Source organism: Mixta mediterraneensis (assembly GCF_014946725.1).
Taxonomy (GTDB): Bacteria; Pseudomonadota; Gammaproteobacteria; order Enterobacterales; family Enterobacteriaceae; genus Pantoea; species Pantoea mediterraneensis.
Map to the genome: position 1 here is coordinate 174,933 of NZ_JACFXY010000004.1, position 26,914 is coordinate 201,846.

General features: G+C 51.3%; 22 protein-coding genes, 1 pseudogene and 1 riboswitch. Of the genes and pseudogenes, 12 read left to right on the forward strand and 11 right to left on the reverse strand.

Annotated elements, in window-relative coordinates; genetic code table 11:
* Position 1 precedes the first annotated feature (1 nt).
* The gene (locus tag H2P46_RS09525; protein ID WP_193404853.1) at positions 2–1,126 is read right to left on the reverse strand and encodes an S-(hydroxymethyl)glutathione dehydrogenase/class III alcohol dehydrogenase; all 1,125 of its coding nucleotides are present in this window, start codon (positions 1,124–1,126) and stop codon (positions 2–4) included.
* A gap of 83 nt (positions 1,127–1,209) precedes the next feature.
* Complete coding sequence (ptrR, locus tag H2P46_RS09530) at positions 1,210–2,121, reverse strand: putrescine utilization regulator PtrR (RefSeq protein ID WP_193404854.1); 912 nt, start codon at positions 2,119–2,121, stop codon at positions 1,210–1,212.
* A 105-nt stretch (positions 2,122–2,226) separates the two neighbouring features.
* Between ptrR and H2P46_RS09535 the strand changes: the two genes are divergently transcribed.
* The 7 genes and pseudogenes from H2P46_RS09535 to mglC all read left to right on the forward strand — a co-directional run bounded on the left by H2P46_RS09535 (position 2,227) and on the right by mglC (position 10,456).
* The gene (locus tag H2P46_RS09535; RefSeq protein ID WP_193404855.1) at positions 2,227–3,354 is read left to right on the forward strand and encodes a YbfB/YjiJ family MFS transporter; all 1,128 of its coding nucleotides are present in this window, start codon (positions 2,227–2,229) and stop codon (positions 3,352–3,354) included.
* 125 nt (positions 3,355–3,479) lie between these two features.
* On the forward strand, positions 3,480–4,145 hold the full coding sequence (gene folE / locus H2P46_RS09540) for a GTP cyclohydrolase I FolE (protein WP_193404856.1): 666 nt from the start codon (positions 3,480–3,482) through the stop codon (positions 4,143–4,145).
* A gap of 40 nt (positions 4,146–4,185) precedes the next feature.
* Positions 4,186–5,346, forward strand: a complete 1,161-nt coding sequence (yeiB, locus tag H2P46_RS09545; RefSeq protein WP_193404857.1) for a DUF418 domain-containing protein YeiB — start codon at positions 4,186–4,188, stop codon at positions 5,344–5,346.
* Between the two features lie 146 nt (positions 5,347–5,492).
* Positions 5,493–6,533 (forward strand): HTH-type transcriptional regulator GalS, encoded by a 1,041-nt coding sequence (gene galS / locus H2P46_RS09550; protein WP_193404858.1) that lies wholly within the window; start codon positions 5,493–5,495, stop codon positions 6,531–6,533.
* 309 nt (positions 6,534–6,842) lie between these two features.
* Positions 6,843–7,838 (forward strand): galactose/glucose ABC transporter substrate-binding protein MglB, encoded by a 996-nt coding sequence (gene mglB, locus H2P46_RS09555; protein ID WP_193404859.1) that lies wholly within the window; start codon positions 6,843–6,845, stop codon positions 7,836–7,838.
* A 67-nt stretch (positions 7,839–7,905) separates the two neighbouring features.
* A pseudogene (gene mglA, locus H2P46_RS09560) lies at positions 7,906–9,426 on the forward strand (galactose/methyl galactoside ABC transporter ATP-binding protein MglA).
* A gap of 19 nt (positions 9,427–9,445) precedes the next feature.
* Positions 9,446–10,456 (forward strand): galactose/methyl galactoside ABC transporter permease MglC, encoded by a 1,011-nt coding sequence (mglC, locus tag H2P46_RS09565; RefSeq protein ID WP_193404860.1) that lies wholly within the window; start codon positions 9,446–9,448, stop codon positions 10,454–10,456.
* A gap of 40 nt (positions 10,457–10,496) precedes the next feature.
* Here mglC and sanA read toward each other — a convergent pair whose 3' ends face one another.
* The 6 genes from sanA to metG form a co-directional block, all read right to left on the reverse strand.
* Positions 10,497–11,216 (reverse strand): outer membrane permeability protein SanA, encoded by a 720-nt coding sequence (gene sanA / locus H2P46_RS09570; RefSeq protein ID WP_193404861.1) that lies wholly within the window; start codon positions 11,214–11,216, stop codon positions 10,497–10,499.
* 134 nt (positions 11,217–11,350) lie between these two features.
* Positions 11,351–13,048, reverse strand: a complete 1,698-nt coding sequence (locus H2P46_RS09575; RefSeq protein ID WP_193404862.1) for an NAD-dependent malic enzyme — start codon at positions 13,046–13,048, stop codon at positions 11,351–11,353.
* Between the two features lie 181 nt (positions 13,049–13,229).
* The gene (cdd, locus tag H2P46_RS09580; RefSeq protein ID WP_193404863.1) at positions 13,230–14,120 is read right to left on the reverse strand and encodes a cytidine deaminase; all 891 of its coding nucleotides are present in this window, start codon (positions 14,118–14,120) and stop codon (positions 13,230–13,232) included.
* Positions 14,121–14,239: 119 nt separating this feature from the next.
* A complete protein-coding gene (locus H2P46_RS09585) occupies positions 14,240–14,932 on the reverse strand; it encodes a CidB/LrgB family autolysis modulator (RefSeq protein ID WP_193404864.1) in 693 nt (230 codons plus the stop codon).
* On the reverse strand, positions 14,925–15,314 hold the full coding sequence (locus tag H2P46_RS09590; RefSeq protein WP_193404865.1) for a CidA/LrgA family protein: 390 nt from the start codon (positions 15,312–15,314) through the stop codon (positions 14,925–14,927). The genes H2P46_RS09585 and H2P46_RS09590 overlap by 8 nt, the downstream gene beginning before the upstream one ends.
* A gap of 159 nt (positions 15,315–15,473) precedes the next feature.
* On the reverse strand, positions 15,474–17,507 hold the full coding sequence (gene metG, locus H2P46_RS09595; protein ID WP_193404866.1) for a methionine--tRNA ligase: 2,034 nt from the start codon (positions 17,505–17,507) through the stop codon (positions 15,474–15,476).
* Positions 17,508–17,681: 174 nt separating this feature from the next.
* Here metG and apbC point away from each other — a divergent pair, with 174 nt between their 5' ends.
* Positions 17,682–18,794, forward strand: coding sequence for an iron-sulfur cluster carrier protein ApbC (apbC, locus tag H2P46_RS09600; protein WP_193404867.1), 1,113 nt, complete (start codon positions 17,682–17,684; stop codon positions 18,792–18,794).
* On the opposite strand, the gene H2P46_RS09605 is transcribed toward apbC, so the two are convergent.
* Positions 18,791–19,246, reverse strand: coding sequence for a GNAT family N-acetyltransferase (locus tag H2P46_RS09605; protein ID WP_193404868.1), 456 nt, complete (start codon positions 19,244–19,246; stop codon positions 18,791–18,793). The two genes, apbC and H2P46_RS09605, sit on opposite strands and share 4 nt — an antisense overlap.
* Positions 19,247–19,472: 226 nt before the next feature.
* On the opposite strand from H2P46_RS09605, the gene ahpC reads away from it, so the two are divergent.
* Both ahpC and ahpF read left to right on the forward strand, forming a co-directional pair.
* On the forward strand, positions 19,473–20,036 hold the full coding sequence (gene ahpC / locus H2P46_RS09610) for an alkyl hydroperoxide reductase subunit C (protein WP_193404869.1): 564 nt from the start codon (positions 19,473–19,475) through the stop codon (positions 20,034–20,036).
* Positions 20,037–20,108: 72 nt separating this feature from the next.
* Positions 20,109–21,677 carry an alkyl hydroperoxide reductase subunit F gene (ahpF, locus tag H2P46_RS09615; RefSeq protein WP_193404870.1) on the forward strand — a complete coding sequence of 523 codons (1,569 nt, stop codon included), beginning with the start codon at positions 20,109–20,111 and terminating at the stop codon, positions 21,675–21,677.
* A 113-nt stretch (positions 21,678–21,790) separates the two neighbouring features.
* Here the strand turns inward: ahpF and H2P46_RS09620 are convergent, their stop codons facing one another.
* Both H2P46_RS09620 and H2P46_RS09625 read right to left on the reverse strand, forming a co-directional pair.
* Complete coding sequence (locus H2P46_RS09620) at positions 21,791–22,750, reverse strand: AEC family transporter (RefSeq protein WP_193404871.1); 960 nt, start codon at positions 22,748–22,750, stop codon at positions 21,791–21,793.
* A 531-nt stretch (positions 22,751–23,281) separates the two neighbouring features.
* Complete coding sequence (locus H2P46_RS09625) at positions 23,282–24,757, reverse strand: flagellin N-terminal helical domain-containing protein (RefSeq protein WP_193404872.1); 1,476 nt, start codon at positions 24,755–24,757, stop codon at positions 23,282–23,284.
* Between the two features lie 344 nt (positions 24,758–25,101).
* Positions 25,102–25,202: riboswitch (TPP riboswitch) on the forward strand.
* A gap of 31 nt (positions 25,203–25,233) precedes the next feature.
* Between H2P46_RS09625 and thiM the strand changes: the two genes are divergently transcribed.
* Both thiM and thiD read left to right on the forward strand, forming a co-directional pair.
* Positions 25,234–26,025, forward strand: coding sequence for a hydroxyethylthiazole kinase (gene thiM / locus H2P46_RS09630; RefSeq protein WP_420846538.1), 792 nt, complete (start codon positions 25,234–25,236; stop codon positions 26,023–26,025).
* A complete protein-coding gene (gene thiD, locus H2P46_RS09635) occupies positions 26,022–26,822 on the forward strand; it encodes a bifunctional hydroxymethylpyrimidine kinase/phosphomethylpyrimidine kinase (RefSeq protein ID WP_193404873.1) in 801 nt (266 codons plus the stop codon). The genes thiM and thiD overlap by 4 nt, the downstream gene beginning before the upstream one ends.
* The last annotated feature ends 92 nt before the right edge of the window (positions 26,823–26,914 follow it).

Genomic DNA, 26,914 nt, shown 5'->3' on the forward strand with positions numbered 1-26,914 from the left:
ATTACTTATTAAAGTGCACCACTGAGCGAATGGATTTGCCGTTATGCATCAGATCAAAAGCGTCGTTGATCTCTTCCAGCGGCATGGTATGCGTAATGAAATCGTTCAGCGCAAATTTGCCGTCAAGATAATCCTGCACAATGCCGGGTAACTGGCTACGGCCTTTTACGCCACCAAAGGCAGATCCGCGCCAGACACGGCCGGTTACCAGTTGGAATGGCCGGGTTGAAATCTCTTCACCGGCGCCTGCTACTCCGATAATCACGGATTCGCCCCAGCCTTTATGACAGCATTCCAGCGCGGAACGCATCACATTGACATTGCCAATACATTCGAACGAGAAATCTACGCCGCCGTCGGTCAGCTCAACAATCACTTCCTGAATCGGCTTCTCATAATCTTTTGGATTGATCAGATCGGTTGCACCGAGTTTACGTGCCAGATCGAATTTACTGGTATTGAGATCGATACCGATAATGCGACCGGCTTTCGCCATTTTCGCCCCGATAATTGCCGACAAACCAATTCCGCCCAGGCCAAAGATTGCCACGGTGTCGCCTTCTTTCACTTTGGCGGTATTCATCACCGCGCCCATGCCAGTGGTTACGCCGCAGCCCAGCAGGCACACTTCTTCCAGCGGCGCTTCTTTACTGATTTTCGCCAGCGAAATTTCTGGGATGACAGTGTATTCAGAGAAGGTTGAGGTGCCCATATAATGGAAAATAGGTTTGCCATCTTTGAAGAAGCGGGTGGTGCCATCGGGCATCAGGCCCTTTCCCTGGGTGGTACGGATTGCCTGGCACAGGTTGGTTTTACCAGACAGACAGAATTTACACTGGCCGCATTCTGGCGTGTAAAGCGGGATCACATGATCACCCACCTCAACGCTGGTTACCCCTTCGCCCACCGCTTCCACGATACCGCCGCCTTCATGGCCCAGGATCGCCGGAAACACACCTTCAGGATCTTTACCGGACAGGGTGTAGGCGTCGGTATGGCACACGCCCGTCGCGACGATACGTACCAGCACTTCGCCTTTTTGTGGCGGCATTAAATCCACTTCTTCAATTTTCAGTGGTTCGCCAGCGGCCCAGGCAACGGCGGCACGAGTTTTGATCATGTTCATGCAATCCCTCTTCAATCAATTGTGACGCGCCAAAAAGGATCGCGCACGGATGGTCGTAATGGTTTAAAAACAGCGCGGAACGGTTATTCCGCGGCTGACAATGGATGCATCAGCTCATCGTTAAGCGGCCGATCATCAATCTGTTCAATGAGTAAATATTTTAGTGCTTCAACGTTAGGGGTGAAGGCATCGCGCCGCCACATCAGCCAGGTGGCGGTATCTCGATATTCAGGGGGCAGGCTATGCGCCTGCACGCGCGAGCGGTCCGGCATCTGTTTCAATACCGATGCCGGAATCATCGCTACGCCCGCACCGCCCGCCACGCAGGCTAACATGGCATGATAAGACTGAATTTCCATAACATTGTCAGGCGCGGTGTGGCTATCGCGATACCAGGATTCCAGCTTAACGCGGTAAGAGCAGCTGTTACGAAAAGCAAACAGAGTGTCACCCTGGGTGTCGCGCGCACTGGTAATCGGCATGTGATCAAGGCCGGTGATTAATATCATCTCTTCGCGAAAGGCGATGCAGCCATTAAGATCGTCGTGCGCAACCGGGCCGTCAACCAGGGCCGCAGCCAGGGTGCCTTCCCGTACCCGCTCAATGATCTCTCCTGAAGTACCGGTAATCAGGGACAGCGCAACCTTGGGAAAGCGTTGATGATAGGCTGCCAGCAGACCCGGCAAACGTGTTGCGGCGGTACTTTCCATGGATCCGAGCGCAAAATTACCGGCGGGTTCGCCGGTACGCGTCATGCTCATCGCTTCATCGCTTAACGCCAGAATGCGTTGCGCATAATTGAGAAAGTTGTGGCCCATTGGCGACAGACGAATGCGCTGCTTCTCACGAATAAAGAGATCGACGCCCAGTTCTTCTTCCAGCTGGCGCAGCCGCGTGGTGAGATTGGAGGGCACACGATGCAGTTGTTCTGCTGCGCGTACCAGCGAACCGCTTTCAGCAACGGAACAGAACATGCGTAACTGGACAAAATCCATATATTCTCTTTTCGTAATTAACTTTGTTAATATTGTTCACTTTTCGTGAGTTTAATCATCCTGCATGTTATAAGCAAGTCAGAATAAACCATCAGGAGAAGGGAAATGGCGTTCCGCGTCGCGCTTAGCGCGTTTATTACTCTATTTGTGGCAATGGGAATAGGGCGTTTCGCCTTTACACCCCAGGTTCCATTGATGATCCAGGCGCATCAGCTGACATTAACCAGCGCCAGCCTGGTCGCGGCGCTGAACTACCTCGGCTATTTATGCGGTTCATTTGATGCGATGCGCGCGCACCGTCGTGTTGAATTACGTTTGCAGCTGGGTGTCTGGGGGGCCGTGATATTAACCTTGCTTTCAGCCTGTGCCAGCGGGCCGTGGCTGCACGGGTTGATCCGCTTTTTGATTGGCTGTGCCAGCGGCTGGGCGATGGTGCTGGTTGCCGCGTGGAGCAATGAACAGCTGCACTATCATGGACGGCCTGGCTTATCTGCAGCCGTATTCGCCGGACCAGGCTGCGGCATTTTTATCAGCGGTATGCTTGCGGTGCTGTTACATAGCTTGCAGGTGAGCGCGACCCTGGCCTGGGCAGTTTACGGCGCGCTGGCGCTGATTTTGGTGGCATTAATTGCGCGTAATCTGCCGCGCCGTGGTGATCTGCATCGGCCCGATCATGACCCCGAGCCGTTAGTCATGAACGGCAATCTCAAACGTCTGGTATGGAGTTATAGCCTGGCGGGATTCGGCTACATTCTGCCCGCCACGTTTTTATCGCAAATGGCCGCGGCACGTTTCCCTGGCAGCCTGTTCGCCCAGTTTGTCTGGCCCGTTTACGGCGGCGCAGCGATGACAGGTATCGTTATCGCTATCGTGACGCGACAGTGGGGCAGCAGCAATGCGCGTCTGGCTATTGCCTTATGGGCGCAGGCGGCCGGCGTGCTGGCGGCCGCAGCTTTGCCCGGTTTTAGTGGGTTGCTTATTGGCGCTTTGCTGGTTGGCGGCGGTTTCCTGGGGGTAGTGCAGTTATCACTGCTGTATGCACGCGAGCTGGCCCCGCAGCACATGCGTTATATGGCGGGCTTACTCACCACCGGCTACGCGCTTGGGCAACTGGCTGGTCCGGTGCTCTCTTCGCTGTCAACCGCCTTATTGCATCGGCTGGAACCGGCGCTTTGGGTTGCGGGGGTGGGATTGCTGGTAGCTGGACTTCTGGTCTGGCGAAGATCAGCATGAAAAGCTTTCATCACCAATCTTATTGATTACTGGATTACCGCTGCGGAAAGTTTCACAATACGCGCTCAGTAATTCAGCCCGCAGTGAAAGTTCTGCGGGCGCATCACCTGCCGGAGAAGAGTAAGATGAGCACCTTAAGTCAGGAAGCCGCCCTGGTTCATGAAGCGCTGCTGGCGCGAGGCCTGGAGACGCCGTTACGCGCGCCAACCCGTGCGCTGGATGACGAAACCCGCAAGAGCCTGATCGCTGGCCACATGACAGAAATCATGCAGCTACTGAACCTTGATCTGGACGATGACAGCCTGATGGAAACGCCGCATCGCATTGCCAAAATGTATGTGGATGAAGTGTTTTCCGGCCTCGACTACGCCAATTTCCCTAAAATCACCGTCATTGAAAATAAGATGAAAGTGGATGAAATGGTAACGGTGCGCGACATCACCCTGACCAGCACCTGCGAGCATCACTTTGTGATTATCGACGGTAAAGCTACCGTGGCGTATATCCCGAAAGAAAAAGTGATCGGCTTGTCAAAAATCAATCGCATCGTGCAGTTTTTTGCGCAGCGTCCCCAGGTGCAGGAGCGTCTGACTCAGCAGGTGCTGGTGGCGTTACAAACGCTGCTCGGAACCACTAACGTTGCGGTTTCCATTGATGCGGTACATTACTGTGTGAAAGCACGTGGCGTAAAAGATGCCACCAGCGCCACCACTACCACTTCGCTTGGTGGCCTGTTCAAATCCAGCCAGAACACCCGTCAGGAATTCCTGCGCGCGGTACGTCATAGCTGAGCCTGCTGGCGGAGACGAATCCGCCACGTCTGGATGCCATATGCAACGCTACCTTGCGCTGGATTTCATTCGCGGATGCGCCATTCTTGGCATCCTGCTGCTGAATATCGTCGGTTTTGGTTTACCTTCCGCGGCTTATCTTAATCCCGCCTGGCATAACAGCATCAGCGTTGCGGAGATCTGGACATGGGGTCTGCTTGATGCGTTTGCCCAGTTAAAATTCCTTACGTTATTCGCGCTGCTGTTTGGCGCCGGCCTGCAATTGCAGTTGCCACGCGGTAGCCGCTGGCTGACAGCGCGCTTGTCCCTCCTGGTTTTGCTGGGTTTTATTCACGGCGTGTTCTTTTGGGAAGGCGATATTCTGCTGGATTACGGCATTGTTGGCCTTGTGATATGGCGCATGTTACGTGATGTTCCTTCCACCCGATCGCTGATGCATACCGGCATCATGCTTTATCTGATGGGTTGCGTGGTGCTGCTGGTTTTTGGTTCTCTCTCTGATCCTGAACCGACGCGTTCATGGCTGCCGGGCGCGGCGGATTTACAATATGAACAATTCTGGAAGCTGAATGGCGGCTGGGAGGCGGTACAAAATCGCCTTGATCATCTTTCATCAGGTTTGCTGGCTCTGGCATCGCAATATGGCTGGCAGCTGGCAGGATTGATGATGCTCGGTGCTGCGCTGATGCGTTACGGCTGGTGGAAAGGGGAATTTTCGCCGCAGCATTATCGCCGTAGTGCAGTGATCCTGCTGGTGACAGGCTTTGCAATCGCCATTCCCGGCGTGCTGGCGCAATGGCAGGTGGGCTGGGCGTTCCGCTGGACGGCTTTTTACCTGCAAGCGCCACGCGATCTTGCCAGCCCGTTTATCAGCCTCGGTTATGCCGCGCTGTGCCTGGGTTTCTGGTCGCAGATTTCACGCTGGCGCATAAGTTACGCCATGCAATGCGTTGGCCGCATGGCATTGAGCAACTATTTGTTGCAAACCTTTATCTGTACCACGCTTTTTTATCGCTTCGATCTGTTTATGCATTTTGATCGGCCAGGCTTGCTGATGTTGGTTCCGGCTATCTGGGTAGTTAATATTCTGTTTTCGGTCATCTGGTTACGCTACTTTCCCCAGGGTCCATGCGAATGGATATGGCGTCGCCTGACTAAACTGGCAGCCGGTAAAACAGCCGCTCGTCTTTCCGACAGATAATGACAGACATCACAAAGGTTGCAGAATGATATGTAACCGCTTTCATTGATGTGACGCAATTCACGCTGCCTTTTTCCCTTTCCTGACAAAATAGCGCCGGTATTCTTATCCGGCGTAATGCCTTTTTTCCTCTGTGGAACTGCTGCATGATAACGATTCGTGATGTTGCCCGTCAGGCTGGCGTGTCGGTGGCGACCGTCTCGCGCGTACTTAATAATAGCAGCGCGGTGACTTCTGACACCCGGGACGCTGTGTTACAAGCGGTTGCTGTGTTGGGTTACCATCCTAACGCCAACGCGCAAGCCTTAGCTACGCAGGTCAGCGACACCATCGGCGTGGTGGTAATGGACGTTTCCGATCCTTTCTTTGGTGCGCTGGTAAAAGCGGTTGATACCGTGGCACAGCGCGTACATAAACATGTATTGATCAGCAATTCCTGGCATCAGGAAGAGAAAGAGCGTCATGCCATTGAGGTGCTAATACGTCAGCGATGCAATGCGCTGGTGGTGCATGCGAAAACGCTTTCAGACGCAGAGCTGGCTAAGTTTATGCAGCATGTTCCGGGCATGGTAATGATCAATCGCATTGTGCCGGGTTTTGAATCACGCTGCGTCAGTCTTGATAATGTAACCGGTGCATTAATGGCGTCCAGAACCTTGTTACAACAAGGTCATACGCGCATCGGCTATCTTTGCTCCAGTCATCCCATCGAAGACGTCGTACAACGTCGGAAAGGATGGTGGCAGGCCATGAGCGAACAAAATATTCGTCCCCCGGAAAGCTGGATTGCCAGCGCCGAACCGGATATGCAGGGCGGCGAAGCTGCCATGGTTGAGCTGCTAGGCCGCAATCTTAACCTCAGCGCCATCTTTGCCTATAACGACGCTATGGCGGCGGGCGCCCTCACTGCGCTGAAAGATAACGGCATTCAGGTGCCGCAACATTTCTCTGTTATTGGCTTTGATGACATTCCCATCTCCCGCTATACCGATCCCCAGCTTACTACAGTGCGCTATCCCATTGTTTCTATGGCTAAACTGGCAACAGAATTAGCGCTACAAGGCGCAACAGGGGAACTGGATGAAAGCGCAAAACACATTTTTATGCCGACTCTGGTGCGTCGTCATTCGGTGGCTCAAAAGCAAAATGTGGAGTCGGTCACTAATTCAGCTAATTCCGCCATGTAACCGCTTTCAATCTGTGATTTTATTCACAGTTAATTAACATCTCCCTCTCTATGATGGCAACGTCTTACCAGACTGAAACATTATGTAACGCCACGGTAACGCGAAGGGTGTGGTTTCAGCCGCGGAATGAAATGGTTCTTAACATCTTTCAGGAAGCGTTAGCGCACAGGGAAGTTAGCTTTGGATGGCGTTTCAGCGGTATTACGCACGAGTCAGAGCAGACCGCCTCGCCAAATTATTTTACTGATCACTCTCCCGCCGTCTGGCGCGGTAGAGCTAAAAAGACCCTGCAAAAAAACCGGAGATACCATGAAGAAGAAGGTTTTCACGCTCACAGCACTGGTTGCCAGCATGATGTTTGGTGTAACTGCGCATGCAGCTGACGCACGTATCGGCGTGACCATTTACAAATACGATGACAACTTTATGTCAATGGTGCGCAAAGACATTGAGAAAGAAGCGCAAACGTTGGGCGGCGTACAGCTACTGATGAACGACTCGCAGAACGATCAATCCAAGCAAAACGATCAAATCGACGTGCTGATGGCGAAAGGGGTAAAAGCGCTGGCGATTAACCTGGTTGACCCGGCGGCAGCGGCGGTTGTGGTGGATAAAGCGCGTAGCAACGATGTGCCAATTGTATTTTTCAACAAAGAGCCCAATGCGAAAGTGTTAGCCGGTTATGACAAAGCCTACTACGTCGGCACCGATTCTAAAGAATCCGGCATTATCCAGGGCAAACTGATTGAGAAGCACTGGAAAGCGACGCCAGCATGGGATTTGAATAAAGATGGTCAGATTCAGTTTGTGCTGCTGAAAGGCGAGCCAGGGCATCCTGATGCGGAAGCACGTACCAAATACGTGATTGAGACGCTGAATAAGGATGGCCTGAAAACGCAGCAGCTCGCAATGGATACGGCGATGTGGGACACCGCGCAGGCGAAAGACAAGATGGACGCCTGGCTGTCTGGCCCGAACGCTAAAAAAATCGAAGTGGTTATCGCTAACAATGACGCAATGGCGATGGGCGCAGTTGAGGCGCTGAAAGCCCATAATATGTCCTCTGTGCCGGTGTTCGGCGTAGATGCGCTGCCAGAAGCGTTAGCGCTGATTAAAACAGGCGCAATGGCGGGAACGGTGCTGAATGATGCGGAAAACCAGGCAAAAGCCACGCTGGATATAGCTAAGAACCTGGCCGACGGCAAGCAGGCGACCGAAGGCACCAACTTCAAAATGGTTGATAAAATCGTCCGTGTACCTTACGTGCCGGTAGATAAAGAAAATCTGTCTCAATTCCAGAAATAAATTTGAATCTGGGCGCGGTGCATACCGCGCCTTTTTCACGTGACCACGTTTTTTAGCCAGGTAAATTATGGCCAGTGATAATACGACCGCGCAGCGTGAATATCTGCTGGAAATGACTGACGTCAGTAAAACATTTCCGGGCGTTAAAGCGTTAGATAATGTGAATTTAAAAGTACGCCCGCATTCCGTTCATGCCTTAATGGGCGAAAATGGTGCCGGAAAATCAACATTATTAAAATGCCTGTTTGGCATTTATAAAAAAGATACGGGGAGTATCTTATTTCAGGGCAAGGAAATAGACTACAAAAGCTCTAAAGAGGCGCTGGAAAATGGCGTTTCGATGGTGCATCAGGAGTTAAACCTGGTGCTGCAGCGCACCGTAATGGACAATATGTGGCTAGGGCGTTATCCACGGAAAGGCTTTTTTGTCGATCAGGACAAAATGTATCGCGATACTAAAGCGATCTTTGACGAGCTGGATATTGATATTGATCCGCGTGACAAAGTCGTTAATCTTTCCGTCTCGCAGATGCAGATGATTGAAATCGCTAAAGCCTTTTCCTATGACGCTAAAATTGTGATTATGGATGAACCCACTTCCTCCTTAACCGAGAAAGAGGTGAATCATCTGTTCACGATTATCCGTAAGCTGAAAGAGCGCGGCTGCGGCATTGTTTATATTTCGCATAAAATGGAAGAGATATTCCAGCTGTGTGACGAGATTACTATTTTACGCGATGGACAATGGATTACTACCCAGCCGCTGGACGGGCTGGATATGGACAAGATCATCGCCATGATGGTGGGACGTTCGTTAAATCAGCGTTTCCCGGATAAAAGCAATGTGCCAGGCGAAACCATTCTTGAGGTGCGTCATTTAACTTCGTTGCGTCAGCCTTCGATTCGCGACATTTCGTTTGATTTGCGTAAAGGGGAGATCCTCGGCATTGCCGGGCTGGTAGGCGCTAAACGTACCGATATTGTCGAGACGCTGTTTGGCATCCGGGAAAAATCGGGCGGCACCATTAAACTGCACGGTAAAGCGATTAATAATCACAGCGCCAATGAAGCCATTAATCATGGTTTTGCGCTGGTGACGGAAGAGCGCCGCTCAACCGGTATTTATGCTTTTTTAGATATTGGTTTTAACTCCCTTATCTCCAATATTAAAAAATATTAAGGCACTATGGGGCTGCTGGATAATAAACGCATGAAAAGCGATACCCAATGGGTTATCGATGCCATGCGGGTGAAAACCCCAAGCCACCATACGCAAATTGGTTCCCTCTCTGGTGGCAACCAACAGAAAGTTATTATTGGTCGCTGGTTATTAACCCAGCCTGAGATTCTGATGCTTGATGAGCCGACGCGCGGTATTGATGTTGGCGCAAAATTCGAAATTTACCAGTTAATTGCTGAACTGGCGAAAAGAGAAAAGGGCATCATTATTATCTCTTCCGAAATGCCCGAGCTATTAGGTATTACCGATCGTATTTTGGTAATGAGTAACGGCATGGTAGCAGGCATTGTTGATACGAAAACGACCACGCAGAACGAAATATTGCGTTTAGCGTCATTACACCTTTAATGAAGCAAGGGCTGTTAACATGAAAGCGACTACAAAAAAGAATGCGCTAACCTGGTTAAAAGAGGGCGGCATTTATGTCGTGCTGCTGGTATTACTGGCCATTATTATTTTCCAGGATCCGACATTTTTAAGTTTAATGAACCTGAGTAATATTCTGACCCAATCCTCGGTGCGTATTATTATTGCCCTGGGTGTGGCAGGTTTGATCGTGACGCAGGGTACTGACCTGTCAGCCGGTCGCCAGGTCGGTTTAGCAGCGGTTGTGGCGGCAACGTTATTGCAGTCAATGGACAATGCCAATAAAGTCTTTCCACATATGGATGCCGTGCCTATTCCTTTGGTTATTTTAGTTGTCTGTGTTATCGGCGGTGTGGTGGGACTGGTAAATGGTGTGATTATCGCCTATCTCAAAGTGACGCCATTTATTACGACGCTGGGCACGATGATTATCGTTTACGGCATCAACTCGCTGTATTACGACTATGTGGGCGCGTCGCCTATTGCCGGTTTCGATGCAGGCTTCTCTAAATTTGCCCAGGGGTTCCTACGCTTTGGCGACTTTAAGCTGTCATTCATTACGTTTTACGCCATTATCGCCATTGTGTTTGTCTGGATAGTGTGGAATAAAACCCGCTTCGGCAAAAATATCTTTGCTATTGGCGGTAACCCGGAAGCAGCCAAAGTATCCGGCGTGAATGTTCCGTTGAACCTGATTATGATTTATGCACTGTCAGGCGTGTTTTATGCCTTCGGCGGCATGCTGGAAGCCGGTCGTATCGGTTCGGCGACCAACAACCTCGGCTTTATGTATGAGCTTGATGCTATCGCCGCCTGTGTGGTTGGCGGTGTTTCCTTCGCCGGTGGCGTGGGAACCGTGGCGGGCGTGGTTACCGGTGTACTGATCTTTACCGTTATTAACTACGGTTTGACTTATATCGGTGTGAATCCTTACTGGCAGTACATCATCAAGGGCGGCATCATCATCTTTGCCGTGGCGCTGGATTCGCTGAAATACTCACGTAAAAAATAATGTGTCAAAAACAAAAAGAGCGACTTTCGGGTCGCTCTTTTTATTTCTCTTGCTTCTGTTCTTGCTCCAGCAGCTGTTCGGGGGTCACCGCCGGATAGCTTTGTGCATCTTCGGGCACGTTATGCAAGGCCGGAATAGGGACCAGCGGGCCTAAAAAGCGAGGCTCACGCTTTAATAAAAACAGATCGCTCAATGCCCCCAGACGCGCTGCAACTTCACGCACGCGAACACTCAGCATATTTTTTGGCGACGGCACGGCATAACACTGCGCCTGAATACCTAAATGCAGCGCAATAAACAGCGCACGTTCACAGTGAAAGCGCTGTGTGATGATAATGAAATCATTGGTGTCGAATACTTTACGTGTCCGCACAATTGAATCCAGCGTGCGAAATCCGGCATAGTCCAGCACAATATCAGCGGGATCAACGCCAGCTTTGATCAAATCACGTCGCATCGTTCTCGGCTCGTTATAACTCTGCAACGCATTATCTCCGCTTAACAGCAGATAATTTACTTTGCCACTGTTGTAAGCGTTAAGCGCGCCTTGCATACGATAAAGGTAATACTGATTGAGGACACCGGTTCGGTAATATTTGGCCGTACCTAATACCACGCCAACCTGACGATGCGGTAACGATGAGACATTTTCATAAATATAGGGCGCGGTTTTCCAGCTGATCCAGCGATCAAGGCCGAGCGCCGTCGCCATCATCAATAAGATGATGAAAAGCAGACCAGTGAAAACGCGTTTCAACATGCGCTCAGGCACTCAACATCAGGAAAATTCAATGGGTCAAGGCTACTTGAGGTCGATTGGGGAAGCAAGTTTGAGCCGGTTGGCTGGCGTATTTTTGAGCGTTGCCGGGCCTGTTTTGGCCCGGCAGGCACCCATTAAATTGAGGTGCGACGATAATGACGATACTGCGGTAACCAGAAGTTGTTCGAAATGGCTAAAGAGAGCACATCTTCTGATGTTACCACCGCAACCCCCGCTAATTGCGCAGCCTTGCCCACTTCCATCGCAATGATTTTCGATACGCCCTGAATATCCTTGATCTCTGGCAGAACAGGGCCTTCACCGTCATTTACCAGTGGTGAACAATCAGCCAGCGCACGGCTGGCAGTCATTAACATGCTGTCAGTGACGCGGCTGGCACCCGCTGCAATGACGCCCAAACCGATGCCTGGAAAAATATAGGCGTTGTTACACTGGGCAATTGGATAGGTTTTTCCGTTCCAGCTCACAGGAGAGAAAGGGCTGCCTGTTGCCACAAGTGCGGCACCATCGGTCCAGGCAATGATGTCGGCAGGCGTGGCTTCGACGCGTGACGTCGGGTTAGACAGCGGCATTACGATAGGCCGTGCACAGTGCTTGTGCATCTCGCGGATAATCTCTTCGGTGAACAAACCGGGTTGACCTGATACGCCAATCAGAATATCAGGACGTGCATTGCGCACCACGTCCAGTAGCGAGATGGAGTCGCTGGTCACATCCCAGTTTTTTAATGCTTCACTCTTTTGCACCAGCTTGCTCTGGAAGTCGAGCAGGTTGGGCAGCTTATCGGTCAGCAAGCCAAAACGATCAACCATCATTACACGGCTGCGCGCTTCATCGTCGCTTAAACCTTCGGATTTCATCTGCGCGATGATTTGCTCAGCGATGCCGCAACCGGCTGAACCGGCACCGAGGAACACCACTTTTTGCTCACACAGGCGGCTACCCGCAGCGCGGCTGGCGGCGATTAAGGTGCCAACGGTAACGGCAGCCGTGCCTTGAATATCATCATTGAAGCAGCAGACTTCATCGCGATAACGCTCCAGCAATGGCATGGCATTTTTCTGCGCGAAGTCTTCAAATTGCAGCAGTACTTTTGGCCAGCGACGCTTAACAGCCTGAATAAACTCATTAACAAATGCTTCGTATTCTTCACCGGTAATGCGCGGATGACGCCAGCCCATATACAGCGGGTCGTTCAGCAGTTGCTGGTTGTTCGTACCAACATCAAGGACTACCGGCAAGGTGTAAGCCGGCGAAATGCCGCCACAAGCGGTATACAGCGACAATTTACCAATTGGAATACCCATGCCGCCAATGCCCTGATCGCCAAGACCGAGAATACGCTCGCCGTCGGTTACCACAATCACCTTCACGTTCTGCTTGGTGGCATTTTGCAGCATATCTTCAATATGATCACGGTTCGGATAGGAGATGAAAACGCCGCGCGCACGGCGATAAATTTCCGAAAAATGCTCACACGCCGCGCCGACAGTAGGCGTGTAGATGATGGGCATCATCTCTTCCAGATGATTGTCCAGCAGTCGATAGAACAGGGTTTCGTTGGTGTCCTGGATGTTGCGCAGATAGACGTGCTTATCGTTATTGTTTTTGAAATCCTGGAACTGACGCCAGGCGCGCTTCGCTTGTTCTTCGATGCTTTCAACCGCTTCAGGCAGCAGCCCATTGAGATTAAATTCATTACGTTCTTCAATGGAGAAGGCACTGCCTTTATTCAGGAGGGGAAATTCAAGTAGGATCGGGCCAGCGTAAGGGATATATAGCGGACGTTTACTTTCGTAGTCGAGTTCCATGCAATGATGCTCCGGTTGCAGTAGTGTCTGGCGTGACGCCGGAAAGGTAACGCCAGTTTTTGTCCCTGGAAGGGGAAATTATTATGAAGTTAATTCTGGCGCCAGATCCTATAAATTTTCCTACAGAAGTACAGCATTTGTTTATAAAAGGTGACAAAACTGCGGATTGTGTGACAGATGGTTATGCTTTAAGCAATTCAATCTGCAACAGCTCACGACAGCCAAGTGCCTGAAGTGTCGCCTGGGTGGCAGCGAATTGACTTAAAGTGGCATTTTTCTTTTCTGCCAGAACCGCACTTTTTATCTGATCGCACGCTTCCCCATGCATATTCAACAAAATTAACGCGCCTTGTAACGGTGGAAGGCTGGGGTTAAACGCTGCATTTTCAGCATACCGGCCTGCGAAAAGGGTGCCTGAAGTGGTTAGCAGCGCAACGCCGCTATGGGACTGGCTGTAAGGAGCATGGCTGCGATTCGCGGCGGCGACAGCGGCCTGAGTCAGTTCATCACCTTGGGCGCTGTAGCCGTGATCGACCTCATCCATTAAAAACGTGGTAATTTCCAGATCGCGCGGGCCAAAAGCATCCGGCAGATAATCCGCCAGCGTTCTCACGGCGCGTTGCGGCAGGCTGATACGTATAGCGGTACCGCTGTTCAATTCGTTCATGAACTGACGACAATGCCCGCACGGCGTGTAATTTACGGTGATGGTTTCCAGACGACGTTCACCGCGCAGCCAGGCGTGCGTAATGGCGCTCTGTTCAGCATGAACAGTTTGTTGCAGCGGCGTGTCAGCGAACTCCATATTGGCACCAAAATACCAGTTGCCACTGACGCCACGCGCAATGGCGCCAACGTTAAAATGGGAAACCGTAGCAACCGCACAGGCCGCCGCCAGTGGCAACAATGCGAGCGCCAGATTATCGGCATCCAGCTGCGTTTGCTGCTGTAAGCTGGCGACCTGATCGGCTGTCAGCACAGCATGAAAATCGGTGTCATCCAGAATGGGCTGAAGCGCGGTTTGCAATAAGGACGGTAATGCGTCAAAGGCAGGAAGGAAACGTGGATGCATAATAGCCTCTTAAAAATCAACCGGGCGAGATGCCGGATAACGTTTATATGTGATCGCCATCGCTATGACAATGCAACCTGTTTCGCTTGTTTCAACTTTGCGAGAGCTCTCGCAAAGTTTTAGCCCATCCAGCGTAGTAACAACGGAAAAATAAACGGCGCGAACAAAGAAGTAATAATGCCGCAGATCACCAACGCCAGTGAACTGAACGCGCCTTCCTTAAAGTCAATCTCCGCGCTGCGTGCGGTGCCTAACGCATGTGAAGCATTGCCAATCGCTAATCCCCGTGCCGCTTTGGTTTTAACGCCAAGCAAATTGAGCAGCATATGCCCGAAAACGGCCCCCAGCACGCCAGCTATCAGCACGCAAATCGCGCTAATGGCAGGGATACCGTGTAACGAGCCGGATACCGCCATCGCTATCGGCGTGGTAACCGATTTTGGCATGATAGTGGCGGCAATTTCCGGTGTTGCTCCCATCCATAAAGCAATGGCGGTGCCGGATACCACGGCCGTCAGGCTGCCAATAAAGCAAACGCTAATAATCGATTTCCAGCGTGCGCGAATCTGATGCATCTGCTCATACAGAGGCAGCGCTAAAGCTACAACCGCAGGCTGCAATAGCTGATTCAGTAATTGACTGCCGGCAAAGTAGCGGGCGTAGGGCAAATGTAACAACAGCAGAATGGGAATAATGATCGCCATCGCCACTAACAACGGATTGATTAATGAAATTTTTAGCCGGGCGGCTAAGCGACGCGCAATTAAAAACGCCACTACGGTTAAGGGGAGCGACCACCACATCTCATTCATCGCGTGGTTCCTTCACAGAGCGGGTATGCAGTTTGTGCGCGCTTAAGCCCACCACCGTTAATACCAGAAACGTACTGATAACGCAGGAGATGACAATTGGGCCGAATTGCGCGGTCAGAATATCGGTATAACTCATCACGCCAACGCTAATCGGTACAAACAGCAGCGCCATATAACGAATGATGAGATGACAACCGGGTTTTACCCAGGCCACGGGTAAAATTTGTAAAGCCAGCAAGCTGAATAACACCAGCATGCCGATGATGCTGCCGGGAAGCGTAACAGGCAGTAACAGCGCAATGCCATTTCCGGCATATAAACAGAGATAAATGATGATAAAGGCGCGAAGGTAGCGCCAGCAGACAGATAGCACGGTGGGCATGACAGGCTCCTGTTTTCACTGAGCTTCATCATACGCATTAATGGCTTAGCGTGCTAGCGATCACATTTACGGGAAGGGGGTGGCGGTTATTACGCAGGGGAGAGCAGCAGGATTATGCAGAAAAAGAACTCTCTCCCAGGGGGGAGAGAGTTAACAAACTTACTTAACGGGCATCCCCGGTACAGCGCCGCTATCAACGGACAGGACAAACAGATCTTTTCCGCCAGGACCCGCTGAAAGCACCATGCCTTCCGAAACACCAAAGCGCATCTTACGCGGCGCCAGGTTGGCAACAATAATGGTCATCTTGCCCACCAGTACGGAAGGATCGGGGTAAGCTGCCCGGATACCTGAAAAAATCTGACGCTTCTCACCGCCCACATCCAGTTCCAGACACAGCAACTTGTCAGAACCTTCGACCAGTTCAGCTTTTTCGATCAGCGCGACGCGCATATCGACTTTAGCGAAGTCATCAATAGTAATTGTCTCGCCAATTGGCGCATCTGCCAGCGGACCCGTCACCGCAGGCTTATTCGCTGCGGCGGCATCCTCTTTAGAGGCTTCAATCAAGCCGTTTACCTTGCTCATCTCAATGCGGCTGTACAGCGCTTTAAACGGAGCCACCTGGTGATCCAACAGAGGCTGCTGAATCGCTTCCCAGCGTAATTCACTGTTAAGAAACGCTTCAGCACGCTCACTCAACGAAGGCAGTACGGGCTTCAGCCAGGTCATCAATACGCGGAACATATTGATACCCATCGTGCAGATAGCTTGCAGATCCGCATCACGGCCTTCCTGCTTCGCCACGACCCAGGGCGCCTGCTCATCAATATAGCGGTTTGCCAGATCGGCCAGCGCCATAATTTCACGAATCGCACGGCTGAATTCGCGGCTTGCCCAGGCCTCGCCAATCTTTTCGGAAGCGTCCAGGAAGGTCTGATACAGCGCCGGATCGGCCAGTTCGCTGGCCAGTTTGCCGTCAAAGCGTTTGGTGATAAAGCCTGCGTTACGCGATGCCAGATTCACCACTTTATTGACGATGTCCGCATTTACGCGTTGCACAAAATCTTCAAGGTTCAGGTCAATATCATCGATGCGTGAAGAGAGCTTAGCTGCGTAGTAATAGCGCAGGCTGTCAGCATCCAGGTGCTGTAACCAGGTACTGGCTTTAATGAAGGTGCCGCGTGATTTGGACATCTTCGCGCCATTGACCGTTACATAGCCATGGACAAACAGATTGTTTGGTTTGCGGAAGTGGCTGCCTTCCAGCATGGCTGGCCAGAACAGGCTATGGAAGTAAACGATGTCTTTACCGATGAAGTGATATAGCTCGGTTGTGGAATCTTTATTCCAGAACTCATCGAAATCGATGTCGCCTCGCTTGTCGCACAAGTTTTTGAACGAGCCCATGTAACCGATAGGCGCATCCAGCCAGACATAGAAATATTTGCCTGGTGCGCCAGGAATTTCAAAGCCGAAATAGGGCGCATCGCGGGAAATATCCCATTGCTGCAGGCCCGACTCAAACCACTCCTGCATTTTGTTCGCGACCTGCTCTTGCAACGCACCCGAGCGCGTCCAGGCGCGCAGCATTTCGCTGAATGAGGGCAGATCAAAGAAGAAGTGCTCGGAGTCACGCATTTCTGGTGTGGCACCCGAAACCACTGATTTTGGCTCAATCAGTTCGGTTGGGCTGTATGTCGCACCGCACACTTCGCAGTTATCACCATACTGATCCGGCGATTTACATTTCGGGCAGGTGCCTTTAACAAAACGATCCGGTAAGAACATGCCTTTTTCTGGATCGTAGAGCTGAGAAATAGTGCGGTTTTTAATAAAACCGTTCTCTTTCAGGCGACCGTAAATCAGTTCAGACAACAGGCGGTTTTCATCGCCATGCGTCGAGTGATAGTTGTCATAGCTGATGTTGAAACCGGCAAAATCTGTTTCGTGTTCCTGTTTCATTTCAGCAATCATCTGCTCCGGCTTGAGGCCAAGCTGTTGCGCTTTCAGCATAATCGGCGTGCCATGTGCATCATCGGCGCAGATAAAATAAACCTGATTGCCACGCATTCGTTGGTAACGCACCCAAATGTCTGCCTGGATATGCTCGAGCATGTGGCCGAGATGGATTGAACCGTTCGCGTAAGGCAGTGCGCACGTTACCAGAATTTTTTTAGCGACTTGAGTCATAGTTTGCGTAGCTTTCTGTTGATTGAAAAAACGGGCTTAGATGGTAACCGAAGGCTTCTCTGGCGTAAACATAAGGGATTACGCCTGCGGCACGCGCCGCATAATGGCGGGCTTCTGATATTATTGACACTACACCGCTGAAACACAGCGTTAGAAAAATGAAAAGGAGTAGGGATGACCCCACAATCCCCGGAACCACATTCACCTCAAGCCTTGCGTGCCGTTGTTGTTGGCGTGTTGAATAGCTTCGAACATCCCACCCTTGAGCGTAACCTTACAGCGCTTAAGGCGCTGCATCACGTGGCGCAGCTGGATGGCAAATTGCATATCGAATTAATCATGCCGTTTGCCTGGGCCAGCGGCTTTGAGGCGTTAAAAGCGCAAACCAGTTCAGAATTGCTGCGACTGACCGGCACGCGCGCTATCGACTGGCGGCTTAGCCATGATATTGCCACTCTGAAGCGGGTGAAAAATCAGCCAGGCGTGAAGGGGGTGAAAAACATTATCGCCGTCAGTTCGGGTAAAGGTGGCGTTGGCAAGTCCAGTACGGCGGTGAATATGGCGCTGGCGCTGGCGGCTGAAGGGGCTCGCGTAGGTATACTTGACGCGGACATTTATGGTCCTTCCGTCCCGAATATGCTCGGCACCGACAATGAAAGGCCGACTTCGCCCGACGGAACACATATGGCGCCGATTATAGCGCACGGTCTGGCAACAAATTCTATCGGTTATCTGGTCACGGATGATAATGCGATGGTGTGGCGCGGTCCGATGGCCAGCAAGGCCCTGATGCAGCTACTCAATGAAACGATGTGGCCTGAGCTGGATTATCTGGTGCTGGATATGCCGCCCGGTACGGGTGATATTCAGCTGACCCTGGCGCAAAACGTGCCGGTTACCGGTGCGCTGGTGGTTACCACGCCGCAGGACATTGCACTAATTGATGCACGTAAAGGGCTGGTAATGTTTGAGAAAGTCAGCGTGCCGGTGCTGGGTATTGTGGAAAACATGAGCATTCACGTTTGCAGTCACTGTGGTTTCCATGAACCGATTTTCGGTACAGGCGGCGCGCAAAGGCTGGTGGAAGATTACGGCACGCGCTTGCTGGCGCAACTGCCGTTGCATATCAGTCTGCGTGAAGATCTGGACGATGGCGAACCTACGGTCATTCGTCGCCCGGACAGTGAATTTACCGCACTGTATCGTCAACTGGCCGGTCGCGTTGCCGCGCAGCTTTACTGGCAAGGCAGCGTCATTCCTGACGATATTGCCTTCCGCGCGATTTAAGCGGTTTCCGATCCGCTGGCAGGCGCAGGTGCCAGCGGATAATGCATCAAGATATATTTTCCCTGTTCGCCATCACCTTGCGCAATCATTTGCCAGCCATGCTGTAAGTAAAACCCCTGGGCGGCTTGATTCATTTGTAGGCATTTTAGTGCCCCGGTAGACGTAAAGCGTGCCTGCACCGCCTCCAGCAATGCACTCCCGACGCCGCGTCCTTGATAAGCAGGATCGACATACAGGCTGTGCAGAAAATTGTCATTTTCGAGCAATCCGGCAAAACCTACCCGGTGCCCGTCCAGCTCGGCGACCAGCACCGTTTCGCCGAGGATCACCGCATCAAAATCCTCCAGCTTCCAGTGATCCCCATCCAGCCAGCGCCAGTTATGGCGGCGTGTGGTTAAAAACAGCGTGCGCAGAAAAGGACGGTCAGCTTCGGTAAAAGGACGGATATGCACAAGCAGGCTCCTGAAAACGTCTTTTCTACAAAGCTAGCAGTTAAGTTGAAAAAAGATAAACCGCAATAAAATGAGGCGTTTCAGTGTAAACTGCGCGCCGGAGCCTGTCAGATCGGTACGATCGGCATTTGATAGCTTTCGTTTATTTGATTGATAACGACTGCATATTAGATGTTGGCTCAAAAATTCTGTAACGTGCATCACATCTTTTAACGGAGGCCATCAGATGTCTATTATCAATACCAAAATTAAGCCGTTCAAAAACGCTGCATTCAAAAACGGCGAGTTCATCGACGTAACCGAGAAAGACGTTGAAGGTAAATGGAGTGTTTTCTTCTTCTACCCGGCTGACTTCACCTTCGTTTGTCCAACTGAACTGGGTGATGTTGCTGATCACTATGAAGAGTTCCAGAAACTGGGCGTAGATATTTACTCTGTTTCTACCGATACCCACTTTACCCACAAAGCCTGGCACGGTTCTTCTGACACCATCGCAAAAATTCAGTATGCGATGATCGGTGACCCAACTGGCGCGCTGACCCGTAACTTTGAAATCATGCGCGAAGCTGAAGGCCTGGCTGACCGCGGTACGTTCATCGTTGACCCGGAAGGCGTTATCCAGGCAATCGAAATCACTGCTGAAGGCATTGGTCGTGACGCTTCTGATCTGCTGCGCAAAGTAAAAGCAGCACAATACGTGGCGACTCACCCAGGCGAAGTTTGCCCGGCTAAATGGAAAGAAGGTGAAGCTACTCTGGCTCCGTCACTGGATCTGGTTGGTAAAATCTAAGCCTGCTTCAGCCCTTCGATCTTTCTCTCCATCGGGTGCTACGGCGCCCGATTCTTTGACCAGGAACTCACTATGCTCGACACAAATTTAAAAACCCAGCTCAAGGCTTATCTTGAGAAACTAACTAAGCCTGTTGAGTTGATTGCCACACTGGATGATGGCGCGAAATCAGCAGAGATTCGTGATCTGTTGGTTGGTATTGCGGAGCTTTCTGACAAAGTCAGCTTCCGTGAAGAGAACGATCGTCAGGCACGTAAGCCCTCATTTTTGATTACTAATCCAGGCGCTAATAACGGCCCGCGCTTTGCCGGTTCGCCGTTAGGCCACGAATTTACTTCACTGGTACTGGCGCTGTTGCAGACCGGTGGACATCCATCCAAAGAAGCGCAAAGCCTGCTGGAGCAAGTTGCGGCGCTGGATGGCGATTTCCATTTTGAAACCTATTATTCGCTGTCATGCCATAACTGCCCTGACGTGGTGCAGGCGCTAAACCTGATGGCTATTCTGAATCCCCGCATTAGCCACACGGCGATCGACGGTGGCGTGTTCCAGAACGAAATCCAGGAACGCAATGTGATGGGCGTGCCTGCTGTTTACCTGAACGGTAAAGAGTTTGGTCAGGGCCGTATGAGCCTGGCAGAAATTGTCAGCAAAGTGGATACCAATGCCGATAAACGTGCAGCAGACGAGCTGAACAAACGCGAAGCCTATGACGTGTTGATCGTTGGCAGCGGCCCGGCGGGGGCTGCGGCAGCGATTTATTCTGCGCGTAAAGGGATCCGTACCGGTTTGATGGTCGAGCGTTTTGGCGGTCAGGTGCTCGACACCGTTGACATCGAAAACTACATCTCCGTACCGAAAACCGAAGGGGCCAAACTGGCCGGTTCACTGCGTGCCCACGTTGACGATTACAACGTTGATGTTATTGAAAGCCAGAGCGCTATCAAACTGATCCCGGCTGCGGTTGAAGGAGGCTTGCATGCAATTGAAACGGCCTCCGGCGCGGTACTAAAATCTCGCAGCATCATCCTGGCGACCGGTGCACGCTGGCGCAACATGGGTGTGCCAGGCGAAGAAGAATACCGCACCAAAGGGGTGACTTACTGCCCACACTGCGATGGCCCTCTGTTTAAAGGCAAACGCACCGCAGTTATCGGTGGCGGTAACTCGGGTGTTGAAGCCGCAATCGATCTGGCGGGTATCGTCGATCACGTTACGCTGCTGGAGTTTGCCGGGGAAATGCGTGCCGATCAGGTGTTGCAGGAAAAATTGCGCAGCCTGAAAAATGTAGACGTAATTTTGAATGCGCAGACGACCGAAGTAAAAGGTGATGGCAATAAAGTGACCGGTTTGCAGTACCTTGATCGTGCTAACCAGACCACGCACGAGCTGGCTCTGTCCGGCATCTTCGTTCAGATTGGCCTGCTGCCAAATACGCCCTGGCTGGAAGGGGCAGTTGAGCGTAACCGGATGGGCGAGATCATTATCGACGCGAAGTGTGAAACCAGCCTGAAAGGCGTATTCGCGGCCGGTGACTGTACTACCGTACCGTACAAGCAAATCATCATTGCCAGCGGTGAAGGCGCGAAAGCCTCCCTCAGCGCGTTTGATTATTTGATCCGGACTAAATCTGCGGGGTAAGGTTTGCACCTTACTTTTGCAAATAAGTTTTAAAAATAGTTTTTGCACATAAGTTTTGCAAAAAAGTTTTGAATAGCCACGCAAAAACCCCGGAACCCAGGTGCCGGGGTTTTTTAATATCCCGCCAGCGACATCAGCATCATCCATAATGGCGTCGTTATTGCGGCAAAAATCGTCGAAAATAACATGCTGGCCGCCGCCGGGCCGGTAATCACATTAAATTTCTGCGACATTAAATAAACATTCACGCCTACCGCCATGGATCCCAGCAGGACCACCACTTTGCTCTCCAGCGGTGGCAGATCGGTCAGCCAGGCAATTGCCCATACCGTCATCGGCTGAAAGATCAGCTTCAGCACACAAATGGTATAGCTTTCCTTCAATCCCTCGCGCACCCGATAATGCGCCAGGCTCATGCCAAGCGTGATCAGCGATAGCGGGGCCGCAATCGACGCCAGCATACGCAACGGTTCAGCGGCAATTAACGGCAGCGGGCGCTGTAAAAAGCTCCATGCGGTGCCGCTCAGAATGCCAATGATCAGCGGGTTTTTCAGCACGCTTATCAGCGTGCGGCCTAAACCTTTTTGCGAGACGTTACCCTGCTTAGCCCATTCAACCGAAAGCGTGAGTAGCGTCCAGAGGATCAGGCTGTTAAAGACCAGTACCAGCGCGACCGAGGGCAAGGCTTCTGTCCCTAGCAGGGCGGTTGCCACCGGAATGCCCAACATCACATTATTTGAGAAGATCCCACCGAGTGCGAATACTGAACCGGCTACGCCATCCAGCTTAAATATGTGTGTCGCCAGTATACGCCCCACAATAAATACCAGCAGGCAGCTACCAAAAAAAGCCAGCAACAGGCGAAAATCCACCGGCGGGCTTTTGTAAAAATCACTCATTACGCGAAACAGCATACAGGGCAGGGCGACATTGAAGACAAAGCGGTTCATGCCTTCACTGATGGTGGCGGGCCATTTACCGACGTGCGTCAGGCAGTAGCCCAGCAAGATAAGAACAAACAGCGGTGCGGATAAATAGATTTGATGGCTGAGCGTATTCAGCAAGGTTGGCATAAGCGATGAAGAGTCAGTGGTTCAATGCAACAAGGTTAACAGGTTGTTGCCAGCTTCGTAACGCTTTGATTGTCCGAAATGAGAAAAGCTGTTCAGGATTAAAGAGCAGTGATAAATCCGCGCAGGTGTTTATCTTTAATAACAGTCCGGTAATAACTGGAGAGATATTTTTCTCTGTCAGAATAGAGGAATATAACGCTGAGTTATTATTTTACGCCAAAATTAACAGAAAGTGGACGCATTCCTGACAGAATCACTGGACATAAAAAATAGCAGCATATGTACCGTCAGGATATTAACGTAAACCGGGGAATAATTAACAGATGAACTTTAGTCTGGAAAATAATACCGCTAAGGCCCGGCATTTTATGGTGAATTTGGTTGCCCGGCTTGAACGTAATAAAAAAACTGCCGGTTGAATTCGGTTAATGAATAAAATCTCAACGATTTCATCGGTAAATATATTGCATTAGCAATATTTTTACGGTTGAAACAATAAAGCTCCCCGCAAAAGCGGGGAGCCATGAGCTATTAGCCCTGCAGCAGTGACAGTACCTGCTGTGGAACCTGGTTCGCTTTCGCCAACACGGAGTTACCCGCCTGCTGGATAATCTGTGCTTTAGACATGTTTGAAACTTCAGTAGCGTAGTCAGCATCCTGAATACGAGACTGTGCTTCAGACAGGTTAGTGGTGGTGTTGTTCAGGTTAGTTACCGCTGAGTCCAGACGGTTCTGTACCGCACCCAGGCTTGAACGGAATTTGTCAATCTGAGAAATCGCTTCGTCAAGTTTTGCCAGTGGATCAGATGTAGCAGCTGATGCGATTTGCGAAAGAGCGCTTCCATTTTGGAAATCATGCCCGCTTACTTTATCAGCAGCATAAGTTTTACCATCGACTGTAACCACTGACGTAGTTTTATCTACTCCGCCCAACTCAACTAAACCTTTAGCAGCAGCGCCATCTTTGTCAGTGTAATCAACAGTAGTGACATCGAAGTTTGAACCTGCTGTACCATCAAAATTTGTTTTATAAAGTTTGCCATTATATGACAGACCGTATCCGGCATCCTTCGAATTTCCTTGCGAATCAGTTGTGGTTAACTTTTCCAGCTTCACATCGCTAGCATCAACCATTGTCCCCAAAGCTGTACTTAAAGTTGCTGCAGCATCAGTAGTATCGACAGGAGTACCCGTTTGAACTTTTGACACGTTAGTAGAACCCGCAGGGATGCTACCAGCTTTATCACCCAGAGCTACGGCGCCAGTTGCAGCCGTAACGTTTACTTCATAAACACCATCATCACTAGCATTATCTGAACCAGACACAGTAGTAAAATATTTACCACTTATTGAGTCAAACTGGATTGGTGAAGAAGTCGCGTTATCACCGTTCGCAGCAGTAACGTCTAAGGTGTCCAAATCAGTTGAAGAATCTGTATAGGTACTGCTGATTTGAGTTTGTGAAACCGTTGCGGAATTTTGGACATTGAATGCTGACAAACCTAACGTTGAAGAATCGATTTTTTGCAGGTCAATTGAAATTGTCTGGCCATCATTTGCGCCAACCTGGATTTTCATGGTGCCGTCTTTTGCCAGCACGTTCACGCCGTTAAACTGGGTCTGGCCCGATACACGATCGATTTCATCCAGACGGGAGGTGATTTCGTCCTGGATAGATGACAAGTCGGAATCAGAGTTAGTGCCGTTCTGAGACTGCACGGTCAGTTCACGAATACGCTGTAAGTTGTTGTTGATTTCTGACAGTGCGCCTTCAGTGGTCTGTGCCAGGGAGATACCGTCATTAGCGTTACGTGCCGCCTGAGTCAGACCGTTAATGTTAGAGGTGAAGCGGTTGGCAATTGCCTGGCCCGCAGCGTCATCTTTCGCGCTGTTGATACGCAGGCCAGAAGACAGACGCTCAATAGAGGTAGACAGAGCAGACTGGTTCTTATTAATGTTGTTCTGAGTGATCAGCGAGAGGCTGTTGGTATTGATTACTTGAGCCATGGTAAAAGTTCCTGTTTATCAAGTCATTTGGTTAAGGTGTGGGCTTCAACCCGTCGGCTTCAGCGCCGTCATACCTACTATCGTCACCCTCCAAAAAAACTTTAACTTCCTTTTTTATTTCTTTTTTTCCTGCTCAGCGCTTTCTGAGATGTTGCCTAGTGTTATGGCTGATACATCAGTCGCTTGAAGAGCTCGCTATGCACCATTATTTTTTCAGCCGCTGGATAATGCCTAAAGGGAAGTCGGGGGTATCTGTGTCCGGCGCTCAAGAAGGCATATGCAGTCAGGCTGGCTTGCGTTGCAAGCGACACTTCCCGTATGCTGGTGAAATGTAATGAGAGTGACTTAACGACTCGGGGTGCCGCTTTCCGCAAGGGAAGGGCTGAGAAAAACCCGTTGACCTGAACTGGATAATGCCAGCGTAGGGAAGTCTGATGCCTGACCGCATTTGCCTTCTTGTTCGCCGGTTGGGAGTTATGATGACACATCAACCTGAACGCCTTTCTGACGCGCTCGTCGCGTCCATTTTGCATCAATTCCGTCAACACGCGCCGCTGGTGCACTGCATGACCAATGACGTTGTACAAACCTTCAGCGCCAACGTGCTGCTGGCGCTGAATGCCTCCCCCGCCATGGTCATTGATGTTGACGAAGCCGCTCAGTTCAGCGGTTTTGCCGATGCGTTACTGATAAATGTCGGCACCTTAACGCGAGATCGCCAGCTTGCCATGCAGGCCGCAGTAACCGCTGCGAATAAAGCGGGTACGCCCTGGACGCTCGATCCGGTCGTGGTTGGCGCGCTTAAATTACGCAGCGAATTCTGCCAGCAATTGCTTCGCCAGAAACCTGCCGCGATTCGCGGTAACGCCTCAGAAATTTTAGCGCTGGCGCAGCAGGCGGCTGGCGGGCGAGGCGTCGATAGTCTGCATCAGGCCGATGCCGCCCTGGAGGCCGCTCAACAACTTGCTCGCGACTATCAAACCATTGTCATCGTTACGGGTGAAGTCGATTACGTTACTCATGGCGCGCGTATTTTAAGCGTCGCTGGCGGCAACCCGCTCATGACGCGTGTGGTTGGCACCGGTTGTGCTTTATCTGCGGTGGTGGCGGCGTTTTCCAGTTTGCCGGGGGATGCGTTGCTTAACGCTGCCAGCGCCTGCCGTATCATGGCGTTAGCGGGTGAGAAAGCTGCCGCACAGTCGCAAGGTCCGGGCAGTTTTGTCGCTGCTTTCCTTGATGCGTTATGGCTGCTGGAGGTGGCAGTATGAAGCGGATTAATGCCTTAACTATCGCCGGAACCGACCCCAGCGGCGGCGCGGGAATCCAGGCCGATCTGAAAACTTTCTCTGCGTTAGGCGCCTATGGCACCAGCGTTATCACCGCGCTGGTGGCACAAAACACCTGTGGCGTGCAGTCGGTTTACCGGGTCGAACCTGATTTCGTGGCGGCCCAGCTCGATTCAGTGCTGGATGATGTGCGTATCGACAGCGCAAAAATCGGCATGTTAGCGGAAACCGCGATCGTTGAGCGGGTAGCTAATCGCCTGAAACGAGCCAGTTTGCCGTTTGTGGTACTCGACACGGTGATGGTGGCAAAAAGCGGCGATGCCCTGCTTTCGCCTGACGCCATTGCCAGCGTACGTGAGTTGTTACTGCCACAGGTTTCACTGATTACCCCTAATTTGCCCGAAGCGGCGGCGCTGTTAAAGTGTGAAATGGCGCGTAATGAAGACGAGATGCTGACCCAGGGGGAAGCCTTGTTGGCCCTGGGATGTCAGGCGGTGCTAATGAAAGGCGGCCATCTGAGTGACGAAGAGAGCCCCGATTGGTTGATCACGCGTTCGGCGCAGCAGCGCTTTACCGCACCTCGCGTTAATACGCGGCACACCCACGGCACGGGTTGTACCCTGTCGGCGGCGCTGGCGGCGTTGCGGCCACGTCATCAGAACTGGAACGATACCCTGAGCGAAGCTAAAGCCTGGCTACAACAGGCTCTGTTACAGGCCGACTCGCTGGAAGTCGGGAAAGGCATTGGGCCGGTACATCATTTTCATCAATGGTGGTAGGGCAAAGCGCAAAGGGCCTCTTTTTTCTGCGGATCCGTCTGAAAAATGGAGTCAGCAATTTGCATCGACGGGGCATTCCGGTCCAGGCTGTT